This is a genomic window from Pectinatus cerevisiiphilus, assembly GCF_004341685.1.
GTDB classification, from domain to species: domain Bacteria; phylum Bacillota; class Negativicutes; order Selenomonadales; family Selenomonadaceae; genus Pectinatus; species Pectinatus cerevisiiphilus.
Genome location: NZ_SMAA01000008.1, coordinates 40277 through 64088, shown reverse-complemented (window position 1 = coordinate 64088; position 23812 = coordinate 40277). Strand labels below are relative to the sequence as shown.

Sequence of the window (23812 nt, the reverse complement as noted above, 5' to 3'; positions counted from 1 at the left end):
CTTCTTTTATATCCTATCGGTCTGCCCTATCTTTTCCTGCATTGGTTCTTTCTCTATGCCTTTATTTAAAATAGCGTTCAATATTATCGCTGTTAAACTTCCCACAGTAATACCGCTGTCGAAAATAACCTGCATAGTTCCTGTAAGATGTGAATAAATATTAGGCATTGCCATAGGAATCAATCCCATTGCCAAACTTACGCCTATTATCAATACATTATAATTGCCGTTAAAATCAACCTTACTCAAAGTCTTTATGCCATTAGCCGCTACCATCCCAAACATGGCGAGTCCTGCTCCACCAAGCACCGGTGCCGGTATCGAAGCGATCAATGCCGCCAATTTAGGAAAAAGTCCCAGCGCAATCAAAATCACACCTGAGGCGGCGACAACGAAACGGCTTTTTACATTGGTCAAACTGATCAATCCTATATTTTGCGCAAATGCCGTATAAGGGAAGGCATTAAATATACCGCCAAGAAAAGTAGAAAAACCATCTGCCCTAAGACCACGTGTCAGCGTTTGCTTATCTATCTCTTTGCCCACTATTTCTCCAACAGCTATAAAATCACCCGTTGTTTCTGTCATAACAACCAGCATTACTAAAATCATGGCAGCTATAGCCGAGGCATCAAAGGTCGGCAGCCCAAAAGAAAACGGTGTTGTAATACCAATTAATGCTGCGTTACCAATCGCCGAAAAATCAGTTTGTCCTAAAAATGCTGCAATAATCGTTCCCGCAACCAGTCCCAATAATACGGATATATTGCGCCAAAAACCTGTGAAGCAGCGGTAAAAAACTATTACTATCGCCAATACCAACAATGCCAAAAGGAGTGACGGTATATTACCAAAATCAGTAGCGGCAGGATTACCACCGCCCGCCCATCTAACTGCTACAGGCAGCAATGATATACCAATAATGGTGATAACTGATCCTGTCACAACAGGAGGAAAAAATCTTATTAAATTACTGAAATATGGTGCGATTAAAAATACTACCAAACCAGAAACTATTACGGCTCCATATATATCTGTCAAACCGCCGTTTTTGCCAATCATGATCATCGGCGTCACAGCCGCAAAAGTAACACCTTGGATGATAGGCAGTTTGCTGCCTATTTTACACGGGCCTAACGTCTGAATCAGCGTTGCTATTCCGCAAGTAAATAAATCCGCATTTATCAAATATATGAGATGTTCTGTATCAAGTCCTAAAGCGCTGGCAAGAATCAGCGGCACTGCTACTGCCCCTGCATACATTGCCAAAACATGCTGCAAACCGTACAAAAAAGTTTGTCCTAACGGTAGTTTCTGATCCACAGGATGTAAAGATTTTTCCATTTCTATTCCCTCCAAATTAATGCATAGACCAAATAATTCTCAAACTCAAACAAAAAGAGCCTGCAGACAAGCTTAAATAAAGCTGTCCGCAGGCTCCATTGCCTATTTTTTATATATTATGAGACATATCATAGCTCATTTTGAGACAATTGTCAATCTGTAAAATAAATTACACACAAAATTTATTCAACGCCCTCCTAAACCGCCAACCACAGGGAAATTTCCCTTTTACTAAAAACACCCCTGTTAGCCGCCAATTTCCGACATAAATTTATGTTTAACATTAAAAAAGATTTTCTTTTGCATTGCATGCTGCGCAGGTTTTTCGTAAATAATTTCTTTAACTGCTGCCGCTATTTTCTCTCTAGGATAATTTTTTTCCAGCATATCTTTTAAATTATATTCTGCATCAGAATATAGGCACGGCCGCAGACTTCCGTCTGCCATAAGGCGAATACGGTTGCAACTGCTGCAAAATTTATGCGACATCGCTGATATAAAACCGACTTTACCACGCTTATCGGCAAAACTATAGTAATGGGCTGTACTTGCATCATCTTTTTCAGCATACAGCTTACCATATTTGGATGATATGACTGCCTTTATCTGCGCTTCAGAAATCCCCTCATAAGTTTTTGTCTGGGAAAATGGCATCAATTCAATAAAACGCACTGCTATATTATATTCACGCGAAAAGTCAACCAACGGAATTATTTCCTGTTCATTAAGTCCTTTTATGATAACACTATTTACTTTTACAGGAATGTATTTACATACGGAATTAATTCCCGCAATGACTTTATTAATATCAGCACCGCGTGTTATTGCTGCAAAAACACTTGGCGTCAGCGCATCTATACTCACATTGATACTACCCAAACCACTTTTTATAAGGGATTCACTATATTGCTGCAATAAAATACCGTTTGTCGTCATGGCAATCTTTTCAAGCTTCGGCAAAATAGCGATATGTTTTATGAAATCAATTATTCCAGGAAAAAGGAGCGGTTCTCCGCCTGTCAGTCTAATTTTTTTTATGCCAGCTTCGATAAAAATGGAAAGCAGGTACAAAAGCTCCTCGGGCTTTGCTGTCTGCAATACTGTTTTATCCCCACTTGCCGGTCGGCAATACAGGCAGCGCATATTACATTTATTTGTTAAGGAAACACGCAGATAATCTATACTGCGTCCCCATTTATCCAGCATATAAAACATCCTTTACCAAAAGTCATCGCCAGTCAATTGTTTCTCTGCCCTCCAACAATTCAGCCTCTACTTTTTCACCTGCGTCTATTCTTTGCCCTGCCGGTAAATATATAAAAGAATTGCACTTCTGCAACAAATACGGACGTGTTACTGTTTTGGCATTTAGCAATTCAGCATAATACTCATTATTTTTTTTATAGACATGCGCCTGTATACAAAAATCGGCCTTTCCTGTCGGCTGAAAAGAAAAATCAGCATTGACCGTGATACTTGCTACAATTTTTTCTTTCTGTCCATAGTAGATGTCAATTAATTCACTCAGATAAAACCTTGCAGCAAGTTCAGCGCCATTAGGCGGCCCAGCCATACCTAAAACTGGTTTTCCCCGAAAAAAAGAAAAACTGGAATGCTTACCGGGACGGCAACCCAATTCATAAACAAGTATATTGCCTTCATCTTCCAAAATTTCCAGCGTAAAATCTTTTGTTCCCTTTGATGAACCCGCATTAATAATAATAATATCAGCTTTCTGCGCCGCTGTCTGCAAAGCTTTTTTTAAAGCTTCCCTATCATCAGAAACGATCGGCAGTATTAACGGCTTTGCTTGATATTTCTGTAAAAATCCATATACCATTACACTGTTTGATTCAGCATTTTTACCAGGCGGCAGCGTCTCCTCCTGCCATGGAGACAACTCATCTCCGGTAGGTATAAAGGCGACCTTAGGCTTAACAAACACTGGTATTTTTTTTATACCGCCGGCAGCCAAAAGCCCCATCAAGGGCGGTGTTATGCGTGTACAACGCGGCAGCAGTATCTCATCCCGTCGAATGGTACTGCCCGGAAGGTCTACCAGCTGTCCAGCCTTCGGCAATTTTTTTATAATCAAATGACCTTTAGAAAAGTCAACATCTTCAATCATTATCAAGGTATCATATGGTGGTATGATGCTACAACCTGTATTAACAAAGACATATTCGCAGCCTTCCCGCCATGAATGGGTATCAGGTATACCTGCTGCAAAATCTTTTGCCTTGACGCCTATCCCGTCCATTTTCCCCGTTGGCAGGTTCGGCAATTCCCGTTTAGTCTTTATGTCTTGTGCAGTAACCCTGTCCAACGAATCCAGTAAATCTACTTCTTCTATTGAGCAGTTAAAGCTGACTGCCTTTCGCAATAATTCACGCATTGACTGACGTGAAGGCATGGGTCCTTTTTCTATATATTTATGATATTTCATAAGCCTCACCATAACACACCAAACAGGTATAGATTACTTATACAATACTTTGCCGCAGCGTTCCTGTTCCATGATGTATTTCCCTTTTTCGAGCATTTTTTGTCCGTTTACAAAGACATATTTGATACCTGCCGGGTATTGTGCAGGTTCGATAAATGTCCCCTTATCAATAATATGGTCTTCATCGAAGATAACAATATCGGCAAAAAAGCCGCCTTTAAGTTCGCCCCTGTTTTTTATGCCCAAAGCAGCAGCCGGTTTTTTTGTCATTTTATATACTGCCTGCTCCATTGATAAAACTTTTTCTTCGCGCGCATATTTTCCCAACACGCGCGGAAAAGCGCCAAATACCCGTGGATGCGGTTTACCACCTAAGAGACCATCAGTGCACACATTCATTTCAGGCCGCTGCATAAACAATTTTACATGATCTTCTGTACCATAAAAATCTACCATACCGACAGCATTTTCTTCTTCATATAAAAGATCAAAAACCGCATCATAAACATTTTTATGCCGCAATTTTGCTAACTTAGTCAAAGATAGTCCTACAGCATCTTTATTTTTATCTGATTTGACACTTGTAATATAGATATTATCCATGCCAGCAAAATCAACGAAATTATCCCAACCATCTATACCTTTTTCTATATCATGAATCATTCTCTGCCGTGCCGACTTATCCTGCAAACGTTCCAACACTTTATTTGTCCCACCGTCATGTACCCACGGTGGCAAAATAACTCCCAGCATAGTACTTCCGGCTACATACGGATACTGGTCAAAAGAAACTCTTATGCCTTCGGCTTCTGCTTTATCCAACAAATCCACCATCGCATCTATATAATGCCAGTTTTTCTTGCCACATACCTTAAAATGGGAAAAATGGACTTTTACCTTAGACTTTCTGCCTACTTCTATTATTTCTTTCATTGAATCTATGATAGTATCTGCTTCACTTCGCTGATGGACGACAAAAACACCGTCATATTCGGCGACTACCTTACAAAGCTCAATCAATTCTTCAGTTGGTGCATAAGCACACGGCATATAAATCAAACCAGTAGACATACCATACGCACCGGCTTCAAGTTCACGCCGTAAAACACTTTTCATCTTTTGCATTTCTTCAGCGTCAGCAGCTTTATTGACAAGCCCCATCGCTTCCATGCGCACATTGCCATGTGGTACAAGATAACATTCATTAATAGAAGGTTGGGCTTTTTCTATCATCTTTAAATAATTTGCCGTGGTTTCATACTGCCAGTCTACTTCATTGCTGTCACCATCAAGTCCTGCCAGGTTTTTTCGCCATGGATCTATGTATTTTAGTGGTAAAGGCGCCATGGATACACCGTCCTGTCCCAACACTTCGGTTGTTATCCCCTGCATTATTTTAGGCAGCAACTGCGGCTTTGTCAGCACGTTTAAATCACTATGGCTATGCGTATCTATAAAACCAGGAGCAGCACATAAACCCGTCCCATCTATTACTTCATCAGCATTTTTGGCAAGAAAGCTGCCTACTTTTTCTATCTTATCATTTTCTATAAGAATATTTCCATAAAATGGCTTTGTACCACTGCCATCGAAAATTTTGAGATTTGTCAATATCGTTATCATAGGCCTATCCTTCTTTCAATAAATAACCCTGTTCCCTTCCGTCCCAGAAACTTACCGTCTGTATATACTATTTCACCGCGTCTTATGACAGTATCCATCCTGCCCTTTACCTTTTTTCCTTCATAAAGGGAATAATCGGCCAACCCATGTAAATTATCTATATGAAAGTATTCTTCGCCTGCTCCATCAATAATCATTATATCGGCATCACTGCCAGGCAACAGTACCCCTTTGCGCGGATATAACCCATAAATGCAGGCTGGGCTTGTGCATAACGTTTCTACAAATTTGTTTAATGTCATTTTCTTTTCTACAACACCAGCCGAAAACATAGCCATAACTCTTTCTTCAATACCTGGTGCACCATTAGGACATTGAGAAAAATCATCTTTGCCATGCAGTTTATCAGCCGTACTAAATGGGCAATGATCCGTTGCCACAGTATTGATGCTGCCGTCAGCTAACCCTGCCCACAAAGCTGTCTGATCTGCTGCGCTGCGCAAGGGTGGTGACATAATGTATTTTATGCCATCATTTTTGTTATAACACTTCTCATCTAAAAGCAGATATTGCGGACAAGTTTCCGCATAAATATTCTTTTGTCCTTCTGCCCGTGCAGCTCTAACCGCAGCCAATCCTCTGGCAGTAGATAAATGCACTATATAAATAGGCGCATCACCTGCCATATGGGCAAGACGTAATACACGGGCAACAGCTTCTGCTTCACATTCGGCAGGTCTGCTTAAAGCATGGTAATATGGAGTTTTCTTATTTTCTGCAACAAATTTACTGCGCAAATAATTTATGATTGAATCGTTTTCGCAATGCACCGCAACCACTGCATGAAGTTCTCTGCCCCTTTTTAAGACACGTAAAATTTCGGCATCAGTAAGCGCAAAATCATATGTCATATATATCTTAAAACTGGGAATCCCTTTAGCCACGATCTTCCCCATATCACGCAGAACATCCGCATCGACATGCTGAATAACGCCATGCAGCCCATAATCACTAACAGCATTATCTTTTGCTGCGACCTTATACTTATCTATTTGATATTGCAAAGGACAGTTTTTCGGACCAAATGCAAGATGCTCGACAATTGTAGTTGTTCCTCCACAAAGAGCAGCACGGGTTCCCGTGAAAAAGTTATCGCTCGTATGGTAACTGCCCGCCTGTAAATCTATATGGGTGTGCACATCCACTGCGCCCGGCATCACATATTTACCGGCAGCATCTATTTTTTTTATTTGCTCTCCAGTAAAATTATTGCCAATAGCAGCTATCTTTCCTTTTTCTACCAAAATATCCGCTTTATAAATATCATGGTCGGTCACAATAGTTCCATTTTGAATAACGATTTTCATCACACAACCCCGCCCCGAAAAATTTTCTGCTTACTTTAACAGTGCCTTCATAATTGCAGTATAGCAACCCACTACTTTAACTAGCTGCTCTATTTCAATATACTCATTTACTGTATGCGCTATATTTTCCTTTGATGGTCCCATGCCTATCGTTTTTATACCTGCTTCACCCGCATAATGACTGCCATTTGTACAGAAATTATACTGCGTTATTTCAGGTGAAAAACCAGCTGTATTTAATTCTGCAACAATATTTTTAACGAAGTCATCTTCTTTTTTATAAAGCCAGCCGGGGAAAAACCGTTCTCCCCTTATGGAATTGTCCGTATAACATTTTTCTTCGCCAACTGCATAAGATATTTTATACTTTGCTTCCTTATCTTCATGCATAATTTTTGCCAATTCACGCTTAAGCGGCTCCAATACGGATTCTTTGGTTTCTCCCGTCAGCAACCGCCTATCATAAGTTGCCCGGCAGTAATCCGGCACAACAGATGCACCAGGATAAGGTGCAGATTTTATATCCGTCAGTTCTAATATTCCATCGCCCAAAACATCATGGTGCAATGGTTTTATTTGCCGCAAGGCTTCTATCGCCCGGTCTATTTTATATACAGCATTTATTCCTTTTTCCGGATTGGCCGAATGGCAGGATTTACCAAAAGATTCCAAAACAATTTCAGCACGGCCGCGTTGCCCTATTTTTAAATTTAAATTTGAGGATTCGCCTATCACCACATAATCGGGATGCACAATCTTACTTACTTCTCGGGCAGCGACCCCTTCAAAACACTCTTCATGGACAACTCCTGCAAAATAAATATCACCGGCAAAATTTCTATCCATATCTTTTGTAAAAAATTTTGCGGCAGCAACCATGGCAGCTACAGCGCCCTTCATGTCAGAAGCGCCCCGCCCATAAATTCTATTGTCATGAATCTCCGCAGCGAACGGTGGATATTGCCATTTACCTGCATCTTCTACCGGAACGGTGTCCATATGCCCGTCAAATAATATTTTGGGACCTTTAGCTTTACCTTTTATATGTCCGATCACATTACCGTATTTATCCGTCTGGATATCATCAAAACCAGCTTTGTCCATATAAGTTTTCAGCACTTGGGCAACATTACCTTCTTCGCCCGAATAACTTTTATTTTGAATTAGTTCACGGCACAGATCAATAACTTCATCTTTACGTTCTTGCTTCAACATAATTATTTCTCCTTCATTCTCTATCTATCTTCATTCGGCGCAGCTTGCTTCCTTACCATCCCAAACAATTGCCCGATAATTACATAGATCAGTTGCCCCTTCTGTGCTAAAACATAAAACCACTGAATTTTTATCAAGGCCGATCTGTTTGCACAAATCTGCATATTGCGGCTTCGATAAAAGTTCCATAACGGCACCGCTCGGTACGGCTCCGCTTTCACCAGAGATAATGCGTTGATCACCAAGTAAAGGAGCCCCTAATGCCCTCATGCCCTTTGCCGATACACTGTCAGCACACGATATAGCAAAATCAGCATAACTTTCCAATACTTTCCAGCCCACATCACAAGGTTCCCCACAGGCCAGCCCAGCCATCATTGTCTTCATGCTGCCTCCTACAAAATGCAGCTTTCCGTCAGCCGCTTTTGCCGTATCAAAAATGCAGGCAGCCGTATTAGGTTCTACAATTGTGACAACTGGTTTATCCGCACCCTTATAAACATTAGCAAAAAAACCTGTAACAGCACCAGCTAAAGCCCCCACACCAGCTTGGATGAAAATATGTGTAGGTTTTTTTGGTAATTGCTTATAAGCTTCTAGTGCCATCGTCCCATATCCTTGTATTATCCATTTAGGTATGTCCTGATAACCTTCCCATGATGTATCCTGCACCATGACCCAGCCATATTTATCAGCATTCGAATTTGCCAGCCGCACAGCATCATCGTAATTCAAATCTGTAATTGTTACATCCGCACCTTCAGCTTTGATGTTAGCAAAACGTTCCTTGCTGCTTCCTTTAGGCATATATACCACAGCTTTTTGCCCTAATTGCCGGGCAGTCCAGGCAACACCTCTACCGTGGTTACCGTCCGTAGCTGTAACAAAGGTTATTTTCCCCAGTTTCTCCCGTATTTCCGGTGATATCATTTTCTTGAAAGGCAGTTCACTTATATCCATTCCCAATTTTTTAGCAATATAACTGCCAATGGCAAAACTACCGCCAAGTACTTTAAAGGCATTCAGGCCAAATCTATACGATTCGTCTTTTACAAAAAAATCCTTAACACCTAAAAAATTTGCCATTCGTTTTAATTCCACTAATGGAGTTTCCTTATACATAGGAAAAGACTTATGAAAGGACAAAACTTTTTCGGCATGTTCACTGTCCAAAAACTCAATACCATTAATGTTTTTTTTCTCTTTAGCAAATGCTGTCAACTGCATTTATAAAACTTCCTCCTCTAAAAAAAAGAGCCTGGAAAATTCTATTTTCCAGGCACCTTTGCCATTAATTTAATCTCTTTATGAGACTAATAGTATCTTATTTTGAAACAAATGTCAATACGCAGTTTGCTTTCAGTCCATCAAATTATATTCTTGTATTTTTCTATATGAAGTAGCCCTGCTTATGCCAAGCATTTTTGCGGCTTTTTCTGCTTTGCGAACTTCACCGGCCACTTCTTCCAAAGCTTTTTTTATAGTGCGCCTTTCTAAATCATCCAAATTAAGCTCACTGTATTCTTTATCTTTATCAGCGCTTTCTTCTTCTGCTGCAACTTCAGCAATATTGCTAACAATAAGTTCAGCCATTTTGCCGATAAATTGTACCATCCATGGTTTATTCTCCATAAAGTGCTTTGTTTGTTTTTCATCAAAACTAACCAAGCCAATTACACCAACAGTTTCTCCGTTAAAAATTATTGGGGCGGCAAGCTCAGTGAATTCGGGACAATTCTGGTAATTGGGACAAGGCTGGCACAATATATGAAAGCCAGGATGTTCTATCATTATCATTTTTCCCGTTTTCAATACATGATTATACACGAAACCTGCATTCATTAATTCACCACAGTTTTCGCTGTATTTTCCCGTACCGGCAATACGTATAAAGTTTTTATCCGCGACTTCAACTTCAAGTCCGATTACTCCTGCTATAGCCTGTGCTGTCTTTTGTACAACTGGCCGTATCTGCTGCAATAAACTCTCCATGGGTATCAACCTCAAAATACATAATATTAAACAACTCTTTTGCCACAATGCTTCAATACATTTTCATATATACTATAAGGAATACAAAGATTATTATTTGTCCCCGTTCCCAATTCTACGCCTATGCGGTTCTGTCCATGAAAATCACTGCCGCCTGTTGGCAATAAACCATACTTTTCTATCATAGACGCGGCAAAGGCTTTATCGTCCTCACTATAATTCGTATAATACTTTTCCATACCATCAAGACCTAATTTATGAAGTTCAGCAATAGTTTTTTCTTGTTCTGCACGAGACATTCCTTTGAGCCCTATTAATTTATGAAAATGAGCAAGTGAGATTACTCCCCCCGCCCCATGAATGCCTTCAGCTAATTCGGTTACTTCCACATTTTTATCTAAACCCAATTCCTGTATCGTTGGATTCAAATATGTGTCCCATAGCATTTGTATCGTATCTGTCAAATGCAATGTTGTCAGATACCGCATTATAGCATAACGTTCCAATTTTTTACCATATACAAAAGGTTTTACTTTTGCCAGGCTTATGTCTACCCCTTTTTCCCGTATACGTTCAATTACCCGCTCCATTTTATCTTCTTTATTATCACGTATACTTTTGTAAATCTTCTTAAAGGCAGGATGTGTTCTATCAAAACCCAATGCAACAACGTGCAGCTTTCTTTGCTTATAGTCTACAGAAACTTCCATTCCCGGAATAAATTCCACGCCCAGTCGCTGGGCTTCTTCTTCAGCTTCGTCAATACCATCTATAGTATCATGGTCAGACAGCGTAAGTGCTGTTATCCCACGTTCTTTTGCTAACTGGATTATACCTCGCGGTGTATACGTTCCATCTGACATAGTAGAATGAACATGCAAATCAACAAATTTCATTTTTTGACACCTTTCGTAAATAATGAATCAACCTATATAATATATTTATTGTAAAGCAATTTACAAATAAACACAACAGTAGTGCCCTTTTTTACCAGTTATCAATTACTCCTTATGCACAAATGATTCTTGCGCTGCGAAGAAATTATACACTGCCTGCGCTGCTGCTTTAGTCATTCCCTTTACAGATGCCATCTCTTCAACGGAAGCGGCCTTTATCTTATCAAGCTTACCAAAATGATCCCATAGAATCTTTCGCCGCTTCGGCCCGATACCATTAATATGATCCAAAATGGAAACCAGATTGCGTTTGCCGCGTAATTTACGATGGTACGTAATCGCAAAGCGATGCGCTTCATCACGTATTCTCTGTACCAAATAAAGTGCCTCACTATGTCGTGGCAAAATCACCGGCTCACTTTCTCCTTCTGTAAAAATATATTCAAATTGTTTGGCAAGTCCCACTACCGGTACCGTCAAATGCCCCGCCCCCCTTATTATCTCCAGGGCTGAACTGAGCTGTCCTTTACCACCGTCAATTATTATTAAATCCGGCATTTCATTTTCAGCAAGTTTTTCATAGCGGCGTTTCGTGACCTCACGCATAGACATAAAATCATCTGGCTTTCCTTCTGTCGACTTTATCTTAAAACGCCTGTAGTCAGATTTTTTAGCTTCACCATTTTCAAAAACCACCATTGATGCCACTGTTTCCGAACCTTGTATATGTGATATATCAAAGCATTCCATCCGCCTCGGCAAATGTGGCAAACGGAGATATTTTCCCAAATCTTCAACAGCACCAATTGTCTGGGCATTTTCATGTAAAATTCTTTCTTCTTCATCTTTAAGATATTTTTCTGCATTTTCCTCAGCCATCTTTATTATATCTTTTTTCAGTCCCCGCTGAGGAACAATAACTTCTACCTTTGAACCGCGCTCTTTTGTCAGCCAATCTTCCAACAGCAGTTGATTTTCCACTTGGCAGGGCAATAAAACTTCTTTTGGTAGCGAAGAGGCTTGATTGTAATATTGCTGTAAAAAAGCTGTAAGGACTGCCTCATCTGTTTCCTCTTCACTATTTTTAAGAATAAAATGACTGCGTCCTATCATTTTGCCATTCCGAATATAAAAAACCTGCATACATGCTCCGCAGATCGAACGCGCCATGCCAATGGCATCTTGGTCACCTTCGCCAGTCATGATTTTTTGCTTTTCAATTGTTTTCCTGACAGCGGCCAGCTGGTCACGCAATGAAGCCGCCATTTCAAACTGGAGATTTGCCGCTGCTTTTTCCATTTGTTGCTGCAAGGCCTTTTCTAAAATATCATTTTTGCCATCCAAAAATAAAACTACAGAATTGACCATTTCGCCATATGCTTTTTTACCGATTTTACCAACACAAGGCGCAAAACACCTTTTTATATGGTATTCCAGACACGGCCTGTCTACATTCATATTTTTGCATGTGCGCAGAGGAAAAGATCTGCGCAATAATTTTAAGCTTTCCTTAACAGCCCCAACATTTGTATACGGCCCAAAATAACGTGAACCATCCTTTTTTACGCGTCTTGTAATCAAAACCCTCGGGAAATCTTCAGCGAGTGTAACTTTCAAATAAGGATATGTCTTATCATCACGTAAACTTATATTGTATCGCGGGTGATGCTTTTTTATAAGATTGCATTCTAAAATCAATGCTTCAATTTCAGAACCCGTTATTATCGTTTCAAAATCAGCTATTCTCTTCACCATCGAAATGACCTTAGCCGAGTGATTTTTATTGCTCTGAAAATACTGCCGTACCCTATTTTTCAGGATGATTGCCTTGCCCACGTATATTATCCTCTTATTTGCATCTTTCATGATATATACGCCGGGATTTTTAGGCAGTTGTTGCAGTTTTTGCTCTATAAGTTCATTCATTATCCTTAACCGCATCCTATCTATAACACTCATAACATAACTGAACTACTATATCTAATTTGTCTCCAATATCTTAATTATATAGCATACCTCATCATCATTTATTTTTGTATCATAATTTTGTGCTAAAACATCAACTGCCTCACGTATCATTTTAAAAAGTGTTATATGTTCATGAATATATGTCCGTATGTTATCAAAATAAATTGAATCTTGATGTATACAACGATCCAGCATACATCCCATATGCACAATAAGATTTAGTTTTTTCTCCTCCGACTCTATCGGATAATTAATACGTATCATAAATTTTTTTATGTCCTTTATAGCCATTTTAGGATTAAGATATCTGACATATTGCTCCAATAAAAGACGTGCTTTTTCATAAATATCTAATGATAGTTTATCTTTATTATTATTGTTATATTCTGCATCAATAAGCTTAAAAAATTTTTTTTGACAATTACCATCCATTAATTGTCCAATAGGAAAATAGGGAATATCAAGTTGGGGATCAACATTGCCGACTACAGCAACAAATTTATTATATTTTTGTAATTCATGATAATTGCCCTTTATATCAAAATAATTTGTAACAACAATATCTATTTTTTCATTATACTCCTTAGGTAAAATATTCTTTATTACAGCATAGGCTACCTTCCCCGTTCCTTTACCAGTCATACATAAAGAAAGAACAGCTATTTTCTTTTTAGGATATGTTTCGTTTGCCATCATAGTAAATTGATATATAGAATCAAGATCATTGGTTTTATAAAGTACTTTCCGCAACAATTCAATGGCTAATGGTGTAGAAATATTATCAATAACTCTAGTTAATATCCCTATTTCTTGTTGCAACCGTTTCCCAAATTCATATAACGAACCCATATCCACAAGCAAAAGTATCCCTTTATTACGATTAATGGAAATGGCCATACTACGGAATTTCGCATACCAAAAACCTTCAATCAGTCCATGGTCGTGCTGCCTATTATAATGAAAAATCAATTGATCAACAAGATCCAGGTGCAACAGCTGTAATGTATATTTTTCGCGGTATAGCTAAAACATTTCCTTTAAGTTAAACCTCATTATAAAATTCAATATGTCTTTTAATTTAAATTGCTGCTTGGCAAATAACATCAACCAAGCAGCAATTTTTTACATTATTTTCCAAAATATCAAAGTGCCGGTGGAGCCGGTTCATGATGAAGTAATTTTTCTATAGCTACGACAATAATGAATGTCACGCAACTCACTAATGAACCTAAAATAATAGCCATTATTCCATAAGGCTCATTTATATATTGCCAATATAAACCTGCTATAGTTCCAAATATTATTGAAAATATTCCTGCATAAGGAGTTGCTCCTCTCCAATTTAAACCAAATACAAATGCAGCAAATGGACCTGTAGAACGCATAGTAAAAGCAAATACCAGCATTGGTATTATTTGTTTACTATATAGAGAAATACCAATGGCTATAATACCAAAAATAAATACAGTACTCTTACTAAACTTAACAATTTCTCCATCTGTCATATTTTTATGTATATATCGTTGCCATATGTCTTTAGTAAACACAGTAGCGGCTCCCAATAAATCGCCCGAACCTGCTGAAAGCGTTGCAGAGATCACCGCAGCCATAACTAATCCGGCTATTAGCGCTGGAGTCAGATTAATAGATACTGTTGCTATTGCATCATTAGGATTTATTTGTGGGTATACTGCTAATGCCACTAGACCGAGAATTGCTGGAACAAAGGAGTATAATGCCATAAGCCCGCCACATAGCACTGAACCCCAAACAGCTGTTTTTTCATCTTTAGCAGCATAATATCGCTGTACCGCTTCCTGTCCTGTGGAAAAAGTCATAAAATACATTACAACTAATCCAACAATAGTTTTCCAACCAACTTTAGTAAAACCAAGCTGTTCTGGTGGTAACTGACTAACAACATAAGTCCATCCTCCAGCGCTATGTATAGCAAAAGGAACAGCTAAAGCAAAACCTATAATCAATACTAAAAAATGAATAATATCTGTTAGTGTAACACTCCACATACCGCCTACTGTAGTGTACAGGACTAATATAATACCTGAAATTAAAATACCAACGTTTTGTGAAAGCCCTGTCAAAACACTAATTATTGTAGCAGATGCCGTAATCTGCACTCCCGCCAATGCTATATTAGCTAAAAGAGAAAGCAACGATGTAATCACATAACTGGACACGCCAAATCTACGTCCTATAATTTCGGGCATTGTCGTAGCCATTGCCCTTCTTAACTTGGGAGCAATAAAAGAGACTAGAATTATCCCCAATCCTGCTGCTGTCACATACCATCCAGCAGAAAGGCCCCAACTTCCATAAGCTTTTGCTGCTACTCCCACAGTACTGCCCCCGCCTATTTCTGTAGCGGCTAAAGTTCCGGCAGTCATCACTAAGCCTATCCTCCTTCCAGCCAATAAATAATCAGTACTATTACTGATCTTTGATCGACTATAAAATCCAATAGCTAAGTTTGCTATCATATAAAAAATAAAGATTCCCCATATTACAACCATTTTGCTCCCCCTCAATCTAAATATGGTTAAATTAGCTTTAAATAAAAAATAAAAATGCCATAACTAAAATATCTATTTTAGTTATGGCATCGTTGCCGATTATTTTTTTGTAGCAGCTTTATTTAAAGCATCTTTATTTTATATCATATTGAGACAGAAATCAATATTTTTTTCTCAATATGATCAATAGTAACAAAACGCCCACATATTATTCAGGCTCTTTTTCCACCAAATTGGCAGCTAACAGACACATACCATGAAAACATAATCTTCTAAAACTCATTGTGTTAAATATGACATGTGCTTCTTTCATGGCCGTTTTCTGTTTCTTACTCAAATGGGTAAATGGATATATCCCAAAAATATAGATAAAAAATTCCGACCGAAAGGCTTTTTTTACACGTATGGGCGTATCAGGAAAGAATTTATCAATGCCCATATAAAATATCTTAAATACAACCGCCGCATTTTTTTTGAAATCTACTAATTTTTCGATACGGCAATTATTTTCTATGGCTGTAAGATGAATTGATAAAAGCCGCAGCATTTTTTCACGCTTTACCAAAGATTCTGTAAGAAATCGGCAAAACTCTTCTTTAGTCATCGATTCAGTATCCTCAAATTTTACTTTTACTTCAATATACCAATCCATGTATTCCTGCTGCATAAGATCTAAAAATATTTCTTCCTTGGTTTTGTAATAATTATATATGGCAGATCTAGTAAATGATGTAAGTTCAGAAATATCCTTAATTGTTACACTATCAAAATTTGATTTACCATAAAGTGCGTCACAAGCATTGATAATCTCTTTTTGCCGATGGGTTATCTGCTCTTCAGTGCGTGCCCTTTGAAAATCCATATTTTCCCCTACTTTCTATAGTTTCTTATTATACCGCAGCGCATGTTAGATTTCTAATTGTAAATTTTAATTTATAGTTGACACTATGTCAATTATTTGCTATATTTTAATTAATGACACGTTGTCAGTAATTTAGCAATATAATTAAGGAGGATATAAGATGAATAAACTCATTGATAAGAATTATAAATTATGGATTGGTGGTAAATGGGTTGCCGCCCAAGATAACAAAACTTATGAAACTGTATCACCGGCTACTGGTGAACTTCTCGCAAATTGTGCAGAAGCTTCAAAGCAAGACGTTGATGCCGCTGTAAAGGCTGCATGGAAGGCTTTTCCTGCATGGAAAAAAACCAGCCCTGCCCAGCGTTCTAATATCTTGCTGAAAATTGCTGATTTAATAGATGCTAATAAAGAAAACCTGGCCATGGTTGAAAGTATGGATAACGGCAAGCCTATCCGTGAAACCTTAAATATAGACGTTCCAGCAGCAAGTGACCATTTCCGTTATTTTGCCGGAGTACTTAGAGCCGATGAAGGAACAGCAACTTTTTTAGATGAAAACACATTAAGTATCGTCACGGATGAACCGCTTGGTGTAGTTGCGCAGATTGTTCCTTGGAATTTTCCGTTTTTGATGGCTGCATGGAAATTGGCACCTGCTTTGGCTGCCGGAAACTGCATTGTTTTCAAACCTTCCAGCGAAACATCACTTAGTGTATTAGAACTGGCAAAACTAATTAATGATGCTGACCTCTTACCGGCTGGTGTCTTAAATGTTTTAACTGGGAAAGGTTCAACTACTGGTAATTACATTATCCAGCATCCAGATATTAAAAAATTAGCTTTTACCGGCTCCACTGAAGTTGGCTATGATATTGCCAAAGCAGCAGCCGAAAAATTAATTCCTGCTACACTTGAACTAGGCGGAAAGTCAGCTAATATATTCTTTGCTGATATGCCATGGGATAAAGCAGTGGAAGGCGTATGCCTAGGCATTCTCTTCAATCAGGGCCAGGTTTGCTGCGCAGGTTCACGTGTATTCGTCCAAGACACAGTTTATGATAAATTCTTAGCAGCAGTTAAGGAAAAATTTGAAGCTGTGAAAATTGGCCTTCCGTGGGAAAAGGATACTATGCTTGGCAGCCAGGTTAGTCAGCGCCAATTGAAGAAAATTCTTTCTTACATTGATATAGCTAAGGAAGAAGGAGCTACCGTCGTTACCGGTGGTAAAAGAGTCAACCAACCAGGGCTTGAAAAGGGTGCCTATATGCAGCCTACCATACTTGGTAATGTAACTAATGATATGCGCGTAGCACGCGAAGAAATTTTTGGCCCAGTAGTATGCTTCATAAAATTCCATACTGAAGATGAAGTTGTAGCACTTGCCAATGAAAGCCAATATGGACTAGGCGGTGCCGTCTGGACTAAAGATATCAACAAAGCCTTCCGCGTGGCACGTGCAGTCGAAACAGGAAGAATGTGGGTAAATGATTACAACAACCTTCCTGCCCATGCACCATTTGGCGGCTATAAGAAATCAGGTATTGGCAGAGAAACACATAAGATGATTCTCAAAAATTATAGCCAGACCAAGAACATCTTTATAAGCATGACGGAAAAACCTTCCGGTCTGTACTAAATCTTTTCTAAAGGGAACTGTCGTACACAACATTTCGCTTAATGAATTTGCAAAAGTATCTACTATGTAATATAACCCTTATAAAACGTTTATTCTGTAAACCCTTATAGAACGTTTTAATACTACTTAATAGATGGTTTGTATTTTCAATCAAGCTTGTGATGTGTGTGACAGTTCTTTTTTATTTTCTCCATGTTGCCCGCAGAAAATTTCCTATTATAGACAAATATATGTCAACATGCTAAAATAAAGTATAACTATGTGATAGATATTAAACATTGCTCATTAGGAGGGTTATTGTTTGAAATTAACTATTTTAATGATAATAGATGCGATTATCGCGATTGGGCTGATCGTTTCAGTTCTTATGCAGGAAGGAAAGAGTGCCGGTATGGGCGGTCTTTCCGGTGAGACAGACACAGTCTTCAGCACTAAGGCAAGAGGTCTTGATGCTCTTATGGCGAAGGTGACCGTGCTGTTTGCTATTCTGTTCGGCATCTTAACGATAATAATAGCTAAGATGACTGCATAAAAAATGTTCTCTATCGTGTGATAGAGAACATTTTTTATTAACAGAACCAAATTTCCTTATTTACCAATTTAACTACTAAAAACACATCACAAAAGTTCTTCCGTAGAATAAAACCTTTGGAGGATATATTATGATTTTACATGGTGCTGAGCCCTTCTTTCTTCCCGGTGGAAAACACGGCGTACTCCTCATACATGGCTTTACCGGTACACCTGCCGAAATGTTGCTATTGGGAAAATATCTGAACCGTCTCGGTTACACCGTTATGGGAATCCGCTTAGCTGGACATGGTACCACTCCTTCAGACATGGCACGTACCAGTTGGAAAGATTGGTATCACTCAGTCTGCGACGGCTATTATCTTTTAAAAGGACGCTGCTCGTCCATATCAGTTATCGGCTTATCAATGGGCGGAGCGCTCGCTCTTATTTTAAGCACAAATTTACCTGTTGAAAAAGTTGTCTCCCTAAGCACCCCTGTATTTATCAGTGCAGAAAGAGGTCTTAACCTTCTACCCTCACGCCAGCTGTCCAAGAATGTATATGTGCCTAAGATGCGGCGTAAATTTCCAACAATACCTGAGTATTACAATATCAGTTACAAAAAAATGCCACTTATATGTGTTCATGAATTGCTTGATTGTATACGTCATTTAAAGAATAACTTGGACAAAGTAACTGTCCCGACACTTATTGTGCAAAGCAAAAATGACCGTACAGTTGATAACAGGAGCGGACAATATATTTACAGTAAAATAAAAAGCATTCATAAGAAAATTTTACAGTTAGAAAAATCTGGACATCTGGTGATTCTGGATATGGAAAAAGAAACTGTTTTCAAAGAAATAGAAAAATTCATGCTTAAGCGTACTTAAGATATTAATAGGAGAGATTATGCAACTACAAGAACGTGTTTTAGACTTTATGGAAAATCAAGCCTCACGCCCTGTAAGTGAAGAAGATATAGCCAACGGATTGACATTAAACAATGAAGAATTAATACAATTGTTTTCTGTACTTGATGACATGGAAAGCCGCGGGCTTATAGTCCGCAACCGCAACGATCTTTGCGGTCTTCCATCCCAAATGAATCTGGTCGTCGGCCACCTGTCTATGAACAGCAAGGGATTTGGCTTCATTATACCGGATGATCCGCGCGAAGCGGAAAAGGGAGACGTTTTTATTCCGCCCACCCTGCTCAACTGCTCAATGAATAACGACAAAGTTATTGCCCGCTTGAATGACAGCAGCCTCAACGGACGTTCCCGCGAAGGAGAAGTCATTCGCATCCTGGAACATGCCAATAAACAAATAGTAGGTACCTTTGAAAAAAGTACCTCTTTCGGTTTTGTCACGCCAGATGATAAAAAACTAACGCAGGATGTTTTTATCCACAAACGCAACTTCAATGGTGCTGCTATTGGCACAAAGGTAGTTGTCCAAATAACAAGATGGCCGAAAAAAAGACAAAATCCCGAAGGAAAAATTATAGAAGTATTGGGGAAAATTGATGATCCCGGCATTGATATTCTTTCAGTAATCCACCAATATGAATTACCCTTGGACTTTCCAGAAGAAGTTAAAAAAGCTGCAAAGAAAATTCCCCTTACCGTTCAAGAAAAGGATTATAAACAAAGAACAGATCGCCGCGATTTAAAGATTATCACAGTAGATGGTGAAGATGCCAAAGATCTTGACGATGGTGTTTATGCAAAAAAACTTGATAACGGGAATTTTTTCTTAGGCGTTTATATCGCTGATGTCAGTCATTATGTACGCGAAAACTCGCCACTAGATCTAGAGGCCCGCAAAAGAGGTACTAGTGTTTACCTGGCAGACAGGGTTATCCCTATGCTGCCTACCCGTTTATGCAATGGCATCTGCAGCTTAAATGCCGGGGAAGACAGATTGTCAATGGCCGCAGAAATGGAAATAGACAGCAATGGTAAAATCGTTTCTTACAAAATTTTACCAACGGTCATTCACGTTTACAGACGGCTCACCTACGATATTGTCAACAAAATCCTCGTTGACAAAGATAAAGAAACAATCGATGCTAATGCTGATCTGCTGCCCCTTTTGAATCCATTACTGGAAATACGCAATATATTAAAAAAACAGCGTAATATCCGTGGTTCGATAGATTTTAATATTCCCGAAATTAAAGTAAAATTAGATAGCAAAGGACTTCCTATTGCTCTTTTGAAACGTACAGGCTCATTGGGTGAATCCATTATAGAAGAATGTATGCTCGCAGCCAATGAAACAGTGGCTAAACATATGTTTATGAAAAAAACTCCGTTTATTTATCGAATACATGAACAACCTGACAAAGAAAAAATTGATTCACTCAACGATCTTCTGTCAGCCTTTAATCTGCATATAAATAAGGATACGGAAACTGATTCAATAAATCCCAAAGCTATACAGCATGTTTTAGAAAAAGTCAGCGGCAAGCCAGAAGAAAAGATAATTTCTTCAGTAGCCCTAAGAACAATGCAGCAAGCACGTTATTGTGAAGAAAATTTTGGCCATTTTGGTCTCGCGGCAAAATATTATACCCATTTCACTTCACCAATCCGCCGTTATCCGGATCTTATAGTGCATAGGCTGCTCACTGAGATTCTGCCTACCGGAAAGATTTCAACCGCCCGTACAGAACAGCTAAAAAAGCTGCTTCCCGAAATTGCCCTGAGTTCTTCTATTCGTGAACGTGTGGCTACAGATGCGGAACGCGATACCGTTGACATGAAAAAGATCGAATATATGGCGCGTTTTGTTGGTGATGAATTTAGCGGTGTTATAAGCGGTGTTACGGCCTTTGGTATATTTGTAGAACTAGACAATGGCGTAGAAGGATTGGTTCATGTATCCAGTATGGTCAACGACTATTACGAATATATCGAAAAAAAATACGCTCTAATTGGACGCCGGACTAATACATCTTACAAAATTGGGGATGTCGTTAATGTTATCCTTATGCGTGCCGATATAAAAGAACGTATGATAGATTTTATTTTAAAAGATAATGGCGTTTACAACCAAGTAAATTACAAGTCTGTCAACAATAACCATAAAACCAGTAAAACAGAAAAAGCCAAAGCGGGAACTGCTAAAACAGGAACCACTAAAAGCACAAATTCGCATAAAAAAAATACCAGAAGACACAGCTCCGGTACAAATAACTTCAAAAAAGGCAAGAGAAAATCCACGCACAAATGACACAAAATCTTTCCGCTGCCGAAATAACCTACTTATGTTCTCTTTTCGGTAGTTCTGGAACTTAATAAATGCAGGAAAGGAATATAACAATGGGTCAAAAGAACTCTAAAATAAAAATAGTCTGCGAAAATAGAAAAGCACGCCACGACTACTTCATTCATGAAACATTCGAAGCAGGCTTGGCTCTTGTGGGCACAGAAGTAAAATCGCTGCGCGCAGGAAGGGCAAATTTAAAAGACAGTTTTGCCTTTATAAGGAATGGGGAAGCTGTGCTAGAAAATGTGCATATAAGTCCCTATGAACATGGTAACATTTTTAACCATGATCCCTTACGAACCAGAAAACTACTGCTTCACAAAGCTGAAATTACGCGGCTATTTAGCAAGACAAAAGAAAAAGGACTTACGCTTATTCCTTTAAAAATATATTTTGCCCGGGGTAAAGCGAAGGTAGAACTTGCCCTCGCCTCCGGTAAGAAAAACTATGATAAGCGTCAAGCCATAGCTGAAAAAACAGCTAAACGTGAAATAGACAGAGCCTTAAAAGAAAGACAAAAATATTAAGCTCTAAACTACTTCAAATATATTCAGAAATTGTCTTTTTAATGAGGAGCAACATCATGAATACACACGAATTGTTAACAAAAGTAAAAAATGGGGAAATATCTGTTGATGCAGCAGAGCAGATATTTCGTCGTAAACCATTTGAAGATATGGGATATGCGAAGCTGGACACACACAGGAAATTGCGCACTGGTTTCGCTGAAGTCATTTTTTGCAATGGTAAAACAGATGAACACTTACAAAGTATTTTCGCCCAGCTGTACGAAAACGAGGGGGAAGTACTTGGTACAAGAGCATCCGCGCAACAGTACGCTTTAATCAAAAAAAGCTATCCAAAAGCTCAATATGATCCTTTAGCAAAAATAATTAAGATAGAAAGCACCGACAAACCCCACTTGGGAAATATTGCTGTGTGCACAGCAGGAACTGCTGATATTGCTGTTGCTGAGGAAGCTGCGCAAACAGCGGAATTCTTTGGCTCTCAGGTAGAAAGGATTTACGATGTTGGTGTCTCCGGACTGCACCGCCTTTTAGCGCGCCTTGATATCATTCAAGCAGCTAATTGCATTATAGCTGTTGCTGGCATGGAAGGGGCGCTGGCCAGCGTTCTCGGTGGCCTAGTTGCTAAACCTGTTATTGCAGTTCCCACATCTGTAGGTTACGGTGCAAATATGCACGGTCTTTCGGCATTGCTAACAATGATCAATTCATGTGCGAACGGAGTTGCTGTGGTAAACATCGACAATGGTTATGGAGCTGGTTATCTATCGGCACAAATCAATAAAATGGCCTACGATAAATAATTAAAATGTATACCCGTTTAACAAGACAATTATAGTATTATATACCAAAAGACGAGTGTCAGCCTTAAAGCTGTCCTCGTCTTTTTATTTTCCCTGCATTTAACTTTCTATTGCCTTACTTAGCTTTCCAAAAAAATCATCCACATCTTGCGGATACCAGCAATGCCCCGCTATTTTAGGAATAACATACATTGCCAGCCAATTTGCCGAATTAGCCGACTTATCAGCTGAATTATTTATTAAAACTTTTTTCACATCCACAGAAAAACTTGTCATATCGTCCGTAGGTGCTGCATCATTAAACCCTTTAATTAACTCATCTGCCAAAGCTGCGGAAAAGTCTTCTGCCGAAAGCGTACCATTACTGGCTTCTGTATCCTTCACATTTTTTACGGCATTATCAACAATATCACTATAGTTTACTTTACTTATCGAAACAGTCGCAGAAGCAGTATCTCCATCTACTTTTATATCATCCACTTGTATTTTTCTTCGCTTATTCATGGTAAGCTCCGCGTCCATCAATTGCTTTATTTTTTCATCAGGTAATTGACCACGAAACTCATTTTTAAAATATTGCTGATTTAATCTTTGGTAATTACTCTGCCAATCAGCCTGTACTGTACTGTCACCCATGCCGATTTTAGCAGCATCCGTAAAATCATTCTTTAAATTTATTTGTGTGAAAAGCACCAACGATTCCTGCACATCAGTATTAAAAAAAGTGAAGCCCTTTGCCGAATAAAAAAATATTCCACAGATAAGAATAACCATTACCAATAATACATTACGATTAAATTTTTTCAA

At 38.8% G+C, this 23812-nt stretch carries 21 protein-coding genes; 7 read left to right on the top strand and 14 right to left on the bottom strand.

Translation table 11 applies throughout. The annotated features are described in order from the left end of the window. Positions 1–6: 6 nt before the first annotated feature. The 11 genes from EDC37_RS06790 to EDC37_RS06740 form a co-directional block, all read right to left on the bottom strand. Positions 7–1344: a nucleobase:cation symporter-2 family protein gene (locus EDC37_RS06790; RefSeq protein ID WP_132549392.1), complete on the bottom strand. Its 1338-nt coding sequence runs from the start codon at positions 1342–1344 to the stop codon at positions 7–9. A gap of 246 nt (positions 1345–1590) precedes the next feature. Next, positions 1591–2550, bottom strand: a complete 960-nt coding sequence (gene moaA, locus EDC37_RS06785) for a GTP 3',8-cyclase MoaA (protein ID WP_165874475.1) — start codon at positions 2548–2550, stop codon at positions 1591–1593. A 22-nt stretch (positions 2551–2572) separates the two neighbouring features. Further along, entirely contained in the window at positions 2573–3790 is a 1218-nt protein-coding gene (locus EDC37_RS06780; protein ID WP_132549386.1) for a molybdopterin molybdotransferase MoeA, read from the bottom strand. Between the two features lie 33 nt (positions 3791–3823). Beyond that, the gene (locus tag EDC37_RS06775; RefSeq protein ID WP_132549383.1) at positions 3824–5413 is read right to left on the bottom strand and encodes an N-acyl-D-amino-acid deacylase family protein; all 1590 of its coding nucleotides are present in this window, start codon (positions 5411–5413) and stop codon (positions 3824–3826) included. Further along, positions 5410–6780 (bottom strand): dihydropyrimidinase, encoded by a 1371-nt coding sequence (hydA, locus tag EDC37_RS06770; protein ID WP_132549529.1) that lies wholly within the window; start codon positions 6778–6780, stop codon positions 5410–5412. The genes EDC37_RS06775 and hydA overlap by 4 nt, the downstream gene beginning before the upstream one ends. A 30-nt stretch (positions 6781–6810) precedes the next feature. Next, the gene (locus EDC37_RS06765) at positions 6811–7995 is read right to left on the bottom strand and encodes a YgeY family selenium metabolism-linked hydrolase (RefSeq protein WP_132549380.1); all 1185 of its coding nucleotides are present in this window, start codon (positions 7993–7995) and stop codon (positions 6811–6813) included. A gap of 30 nt (positions 7996–8025) precedes the next feature. Continuing rightward, positions 8026–9222, bottom strand: coding sequence for a diaminopropionate ammonia-lyase (dpaL, locus tag EDC37_RS06760; protein ID WP_132549377.1), 1197 nt, complete (start codon positions 9220–9222; stop codon positions 8026–8028). 132 nt (positions 9223–9354) lie between these two features. Then, positions 9355–9987 carry a GAF domain-containing protein gene (locus EDC37_RS06755; RefSeq protein ID WP_132549374.1) on the bottom strand — a complete coding sequence of 211 codons (633 nt, stop codon included), beginning with the start codon at positions 9985–9987 and terminating at the stop codon, positions 9355–9357. A 26-nt stretch (positions 9988–10013) separates the two neighbouring features. Next, positions 10014–10883 carry a PHP domain-containing protein gene (locus EDC37_RS06750; protein ID WP_132549371.1) on the bottom strand — a complete coding sequence of 290 codons (870 nt, stop codon included), beginning with the start codon at positions 10881–10883 and terminating at the stop codon, positions 10014–10016. A gap of 105 nt (positions 10884–10988) precedes the next feature. After that, positions 10989–12809 (bottom strand): excinuclease ABC subunit UvrC, encoded by a 1821-nt coding sequence (gene uvrC, locus EDC37_RS06745; protein ID WP_132549368.1) that lies wholly within the window; start codon positions 12807–12809, stop codon positions 10989–10991. A 54-nt stretch (positions 12810–12863) separates the two neighbouring features. Next, complete coding sequence (locus EDC37_RS06740) at positions 12864–13820, bottom strand: PRD domain-containing protein (protein WP_132549365.1); 957 nt, start codon at positions 13818–13820, stop codon at positions 12864–12866. On the opposite strand from EDC37_RS06740, the gene EDC37_RS12660 reads away from it, so the two are divergent. Continuing rightward, positions 13757–13897 carry a DAK2 domain-containing protein gene (locus tag EDC37_RS12660; RefSeq protein ID WP_132549526.1) on the top strand — a complete coding sequence of 47 codons (141 nt, stop codon included), beginning with the start codon at positions 13757–13759 and terminating at the stop codon, positions 13895–13897. The genes EDC37_RS06740 and EDC37_RS12660 overlap by 64 nt on opposite strands. A gap of 96 nt (positions 13898–13993) precedes the next feature. On the opposite strand, the gene EDC37_RS06730 is transcribed toward EDC37_RS12660, so the two are convergent. Continuing rightward, positions 13994–15382, bottom strand: a complete 1389-nt coding sequence (locus EDC37_RS06730) for a sodium:solute symporter family protein (RefSeq protein WP_132549362.1) — start codon at positions 15380–15382, stop codon at positions 13994–13996. A gap of 208 nt (positions 15383–15590) precedes the next feature. Further along, positions 15591–16244 (bottom strand): TetR/AcrR family transcriptional regulator, encoded by a 654-nt coding sequence (locus EDC37_RS06725; RefSeq protein WP_132549359.1) that lies wholly within the window; start codon positions 16242–16244, stop codon positions 15591–15593. A 160-nt stretch (positions 16245–16404) separates the two neighbouring features. On the opposite strand from EDC37_RS06725, the gene EDC37_RS06720 reads away from it, so the two are divergent. The 6 genes from EDC37_RS06720 (at position 16405) to larB (ending at position 23005) form a co-directional block, all read left to right on the top strand. Next, the gene (locus tag EDC37_RS06720; RefSeq protein ID WP_132549356.1) at positions 16405–17886 is read left to right on the top strand and encodes an aldehyde dehydrogenase family protein; all 1482 of its coding nucleotides are present in this window, start codon (positions 16405–16407) and stop codon (positions 17884–17886) included. 319 nt (positions 17887–18205) lie between these two features. Next, entirely contained in the window at positions 18206–18418 is a 213-nt protein-coding gene (secG, locus tag EDC37_RS06715; protein WP_132549523.1) for a preprotein translocase subunit SecG, read from the top strand. Positions 18419–18548: 130 nt separating this feature from the next. Continuing rightward, positions 18549–19292 carry an alpha/beta hydrolase gene (locus tag EDC37_RS06710; RefSeq protein ID WP_132549353.1) on the top strand — a complete coding sequence of 248 codons (744 nt, stop codon included), beginning with the start codon at positions 18549–18551 and terminating at the stop codon, positions 19290–19292. 19 nt (positions 19293–19311) lie between these two features. Continuing rightward, entirely contained in the window at positions 19312–21639 is a 2328-nt protein-coding gene (gene rnr / locus EDC37_RS06705) for a ribonuclease R (protein ID WP_132549350.1), read from the top strand. An 89-nt stretch (positions 21640–21728) separates the two neighbouring features. After that, positions 21729–22202: an SsrA-binding protein SmpB gene (smpB, locus tag EDC37_RS06700; protein WP_132549347.1), complete on the top strand. Its 474-nt coding sequence runs from the start codon at positions 21729–21731 to the stop codon at positions 22200–22202. A gap of 56 nt (positions 22203–22258) precedes the next feature. After that, positions 22259–23005, top strand: coding sequence for a nickel pincer cofactor biosynthesis protein LarB (gene larB / locus EDC37_RS06695; protein ID WP_132549344.1), 747 nt, complete (start codon positions 22259–22261; stop codon positions 23003–23005). A gap of 99 nt (positions 23006–23104) precedes the next feature. On the opposite strand, the gene EDC37_RS06690 is transcribed toward larB, so the two are convergent. Continuing rightward, on the bottom strand, positions 23105–23812 hold the full coding sequence (locus EDC37_RS06690; RefSeq protein WP_132549341.1) for a hypothetical protein: 708 nt from the start codon (positions 23810–23812) through the stop codon (positions 23105–23107).

Excerpts from the sequence above, each read along its gene's own strand:
- EDC37_RS06790 (WP_132549392.1), bottom strand. The coding sequence starts at position 1,344 with ATGGAAAAATCTTTACATCCTGTGGATCAGAAACTACCGTTAGGACAA.
- moaA (WP_165874475.1), bottom strand. The coding sequence starts at position 2,550 with ATGCTGGATAAATGGGGACGCAGTATAGATTATCTGCGTGTTTCCTTA.
- EDC37_RS06765 (WP_132549380.1), bottom strand. The coding sequence starts at position 7,995 with ATGTTGAAGCAAGAACGTAAAGATGAAGTTATTGATCTGTGCCGTGAA.
- EDC37_RS06710 (WP_132549353.1), top strand. The coding sequence starts at position 18,549 with ATGATTTTACATGGTGCTGAGCCCTTCTTTCTTCCCGGTGGAAAACAC.
- hydA (WP_132549529.1), bottom strand. The coding sequence starts at position 6,780 with ATGAAAATCGTTATTCAAAATGGAACTATTGTGACCGACCATGATATT.
- EDC37_RS06725 (WP_132549359.1), bottom strand. The coding sequence starts at position 16,244 with ATGGATTTTCAAAGGGCACGCACTGAAGAGCAGATAACCCATCGGCAA.
- EDC37_RS06750 (WP_132549371.1), bottom strand. The coding sequence starts at position 10,883 with ATGAAATTTGTTGATTTGCATGTTCATTCTACTATGTCAGATGGAACG.
- EDC37_RS06755 (WP_132549374.1), bottom strand. The coding sequence starts at position 9,987 with ATGGAGAGTTTATTGCAGCAGATACGGCCAGTTGTACAAAAGACAGCA.
- EDC37_RS06780 (WP_132549386.1), bottom strand. The coding sequence starts at position 3,790 with ATGAAATATCATAAATATATAGAAAAAGGACCCATGCCTTCACGTCAG.
- larB (WP_132549344.1), top strand. The coding sequence starts at position 22,259 with ATGAATACACACGAATTGTTAACAAAAGTAAAAAATGGGGAAATATCT.
- dpaL (WP_132549377.1), bottom strand. The coding sequence starts at position 9,222 with ATGCAGTTGACAGCATTTGCTAAAGAGAAAAAAAACATTAATGGTATT.
- rnr (WP_132549350.1), top strand. The coding sequence starts at position 19,312 with ATGCAACTACAAGAACGTGTTTTAGACTTTATGGAAAATCAAGCCTCA.
- EDC37_RS06775 (WP_132549383.1), bottom strand. The coding sequence starts at position 5,413 with ATGATAACGATATTGACAAATCTCAAAATTTTCGATGGCAGTGGTACA.
- secG (WP_132549523.1), top strand. The coding sequence starts at position 18,206 with ATGATAATAGATGCGATTATCGCGATTGGGCTGATCGTTTCAGTTCTT.
- smpB (WP_132549347.1), top strand. The coding sequence starts at position 21,729 with ATGGGTCAAAAGAACTCTAAAATAAAAATAGTCTGCGAAAATAGAAAA.
- uvrC (WP_132549368.1), bottom strand. The coding sequence starts at position 12,809 with ATGAATGAACTTATAGAGCAAAAACTGCAACAACTGCCTAAAAATCCC.
- EDC37_RS06720 (WP_132549356.1), top strand. The coding sequence starts at position 16,405 with ATGAATAAACTCATTGATAAGAATTATAAATTATGGATTGGTGGTAAA.
- EDC37_RS06730 (WP_132549362.1), bottom strand. The coding sequence starts at position 15,382 with ATGGTTGTAATATGGGGAATCTTTATTTTTTATATGATAGCAAACTTA.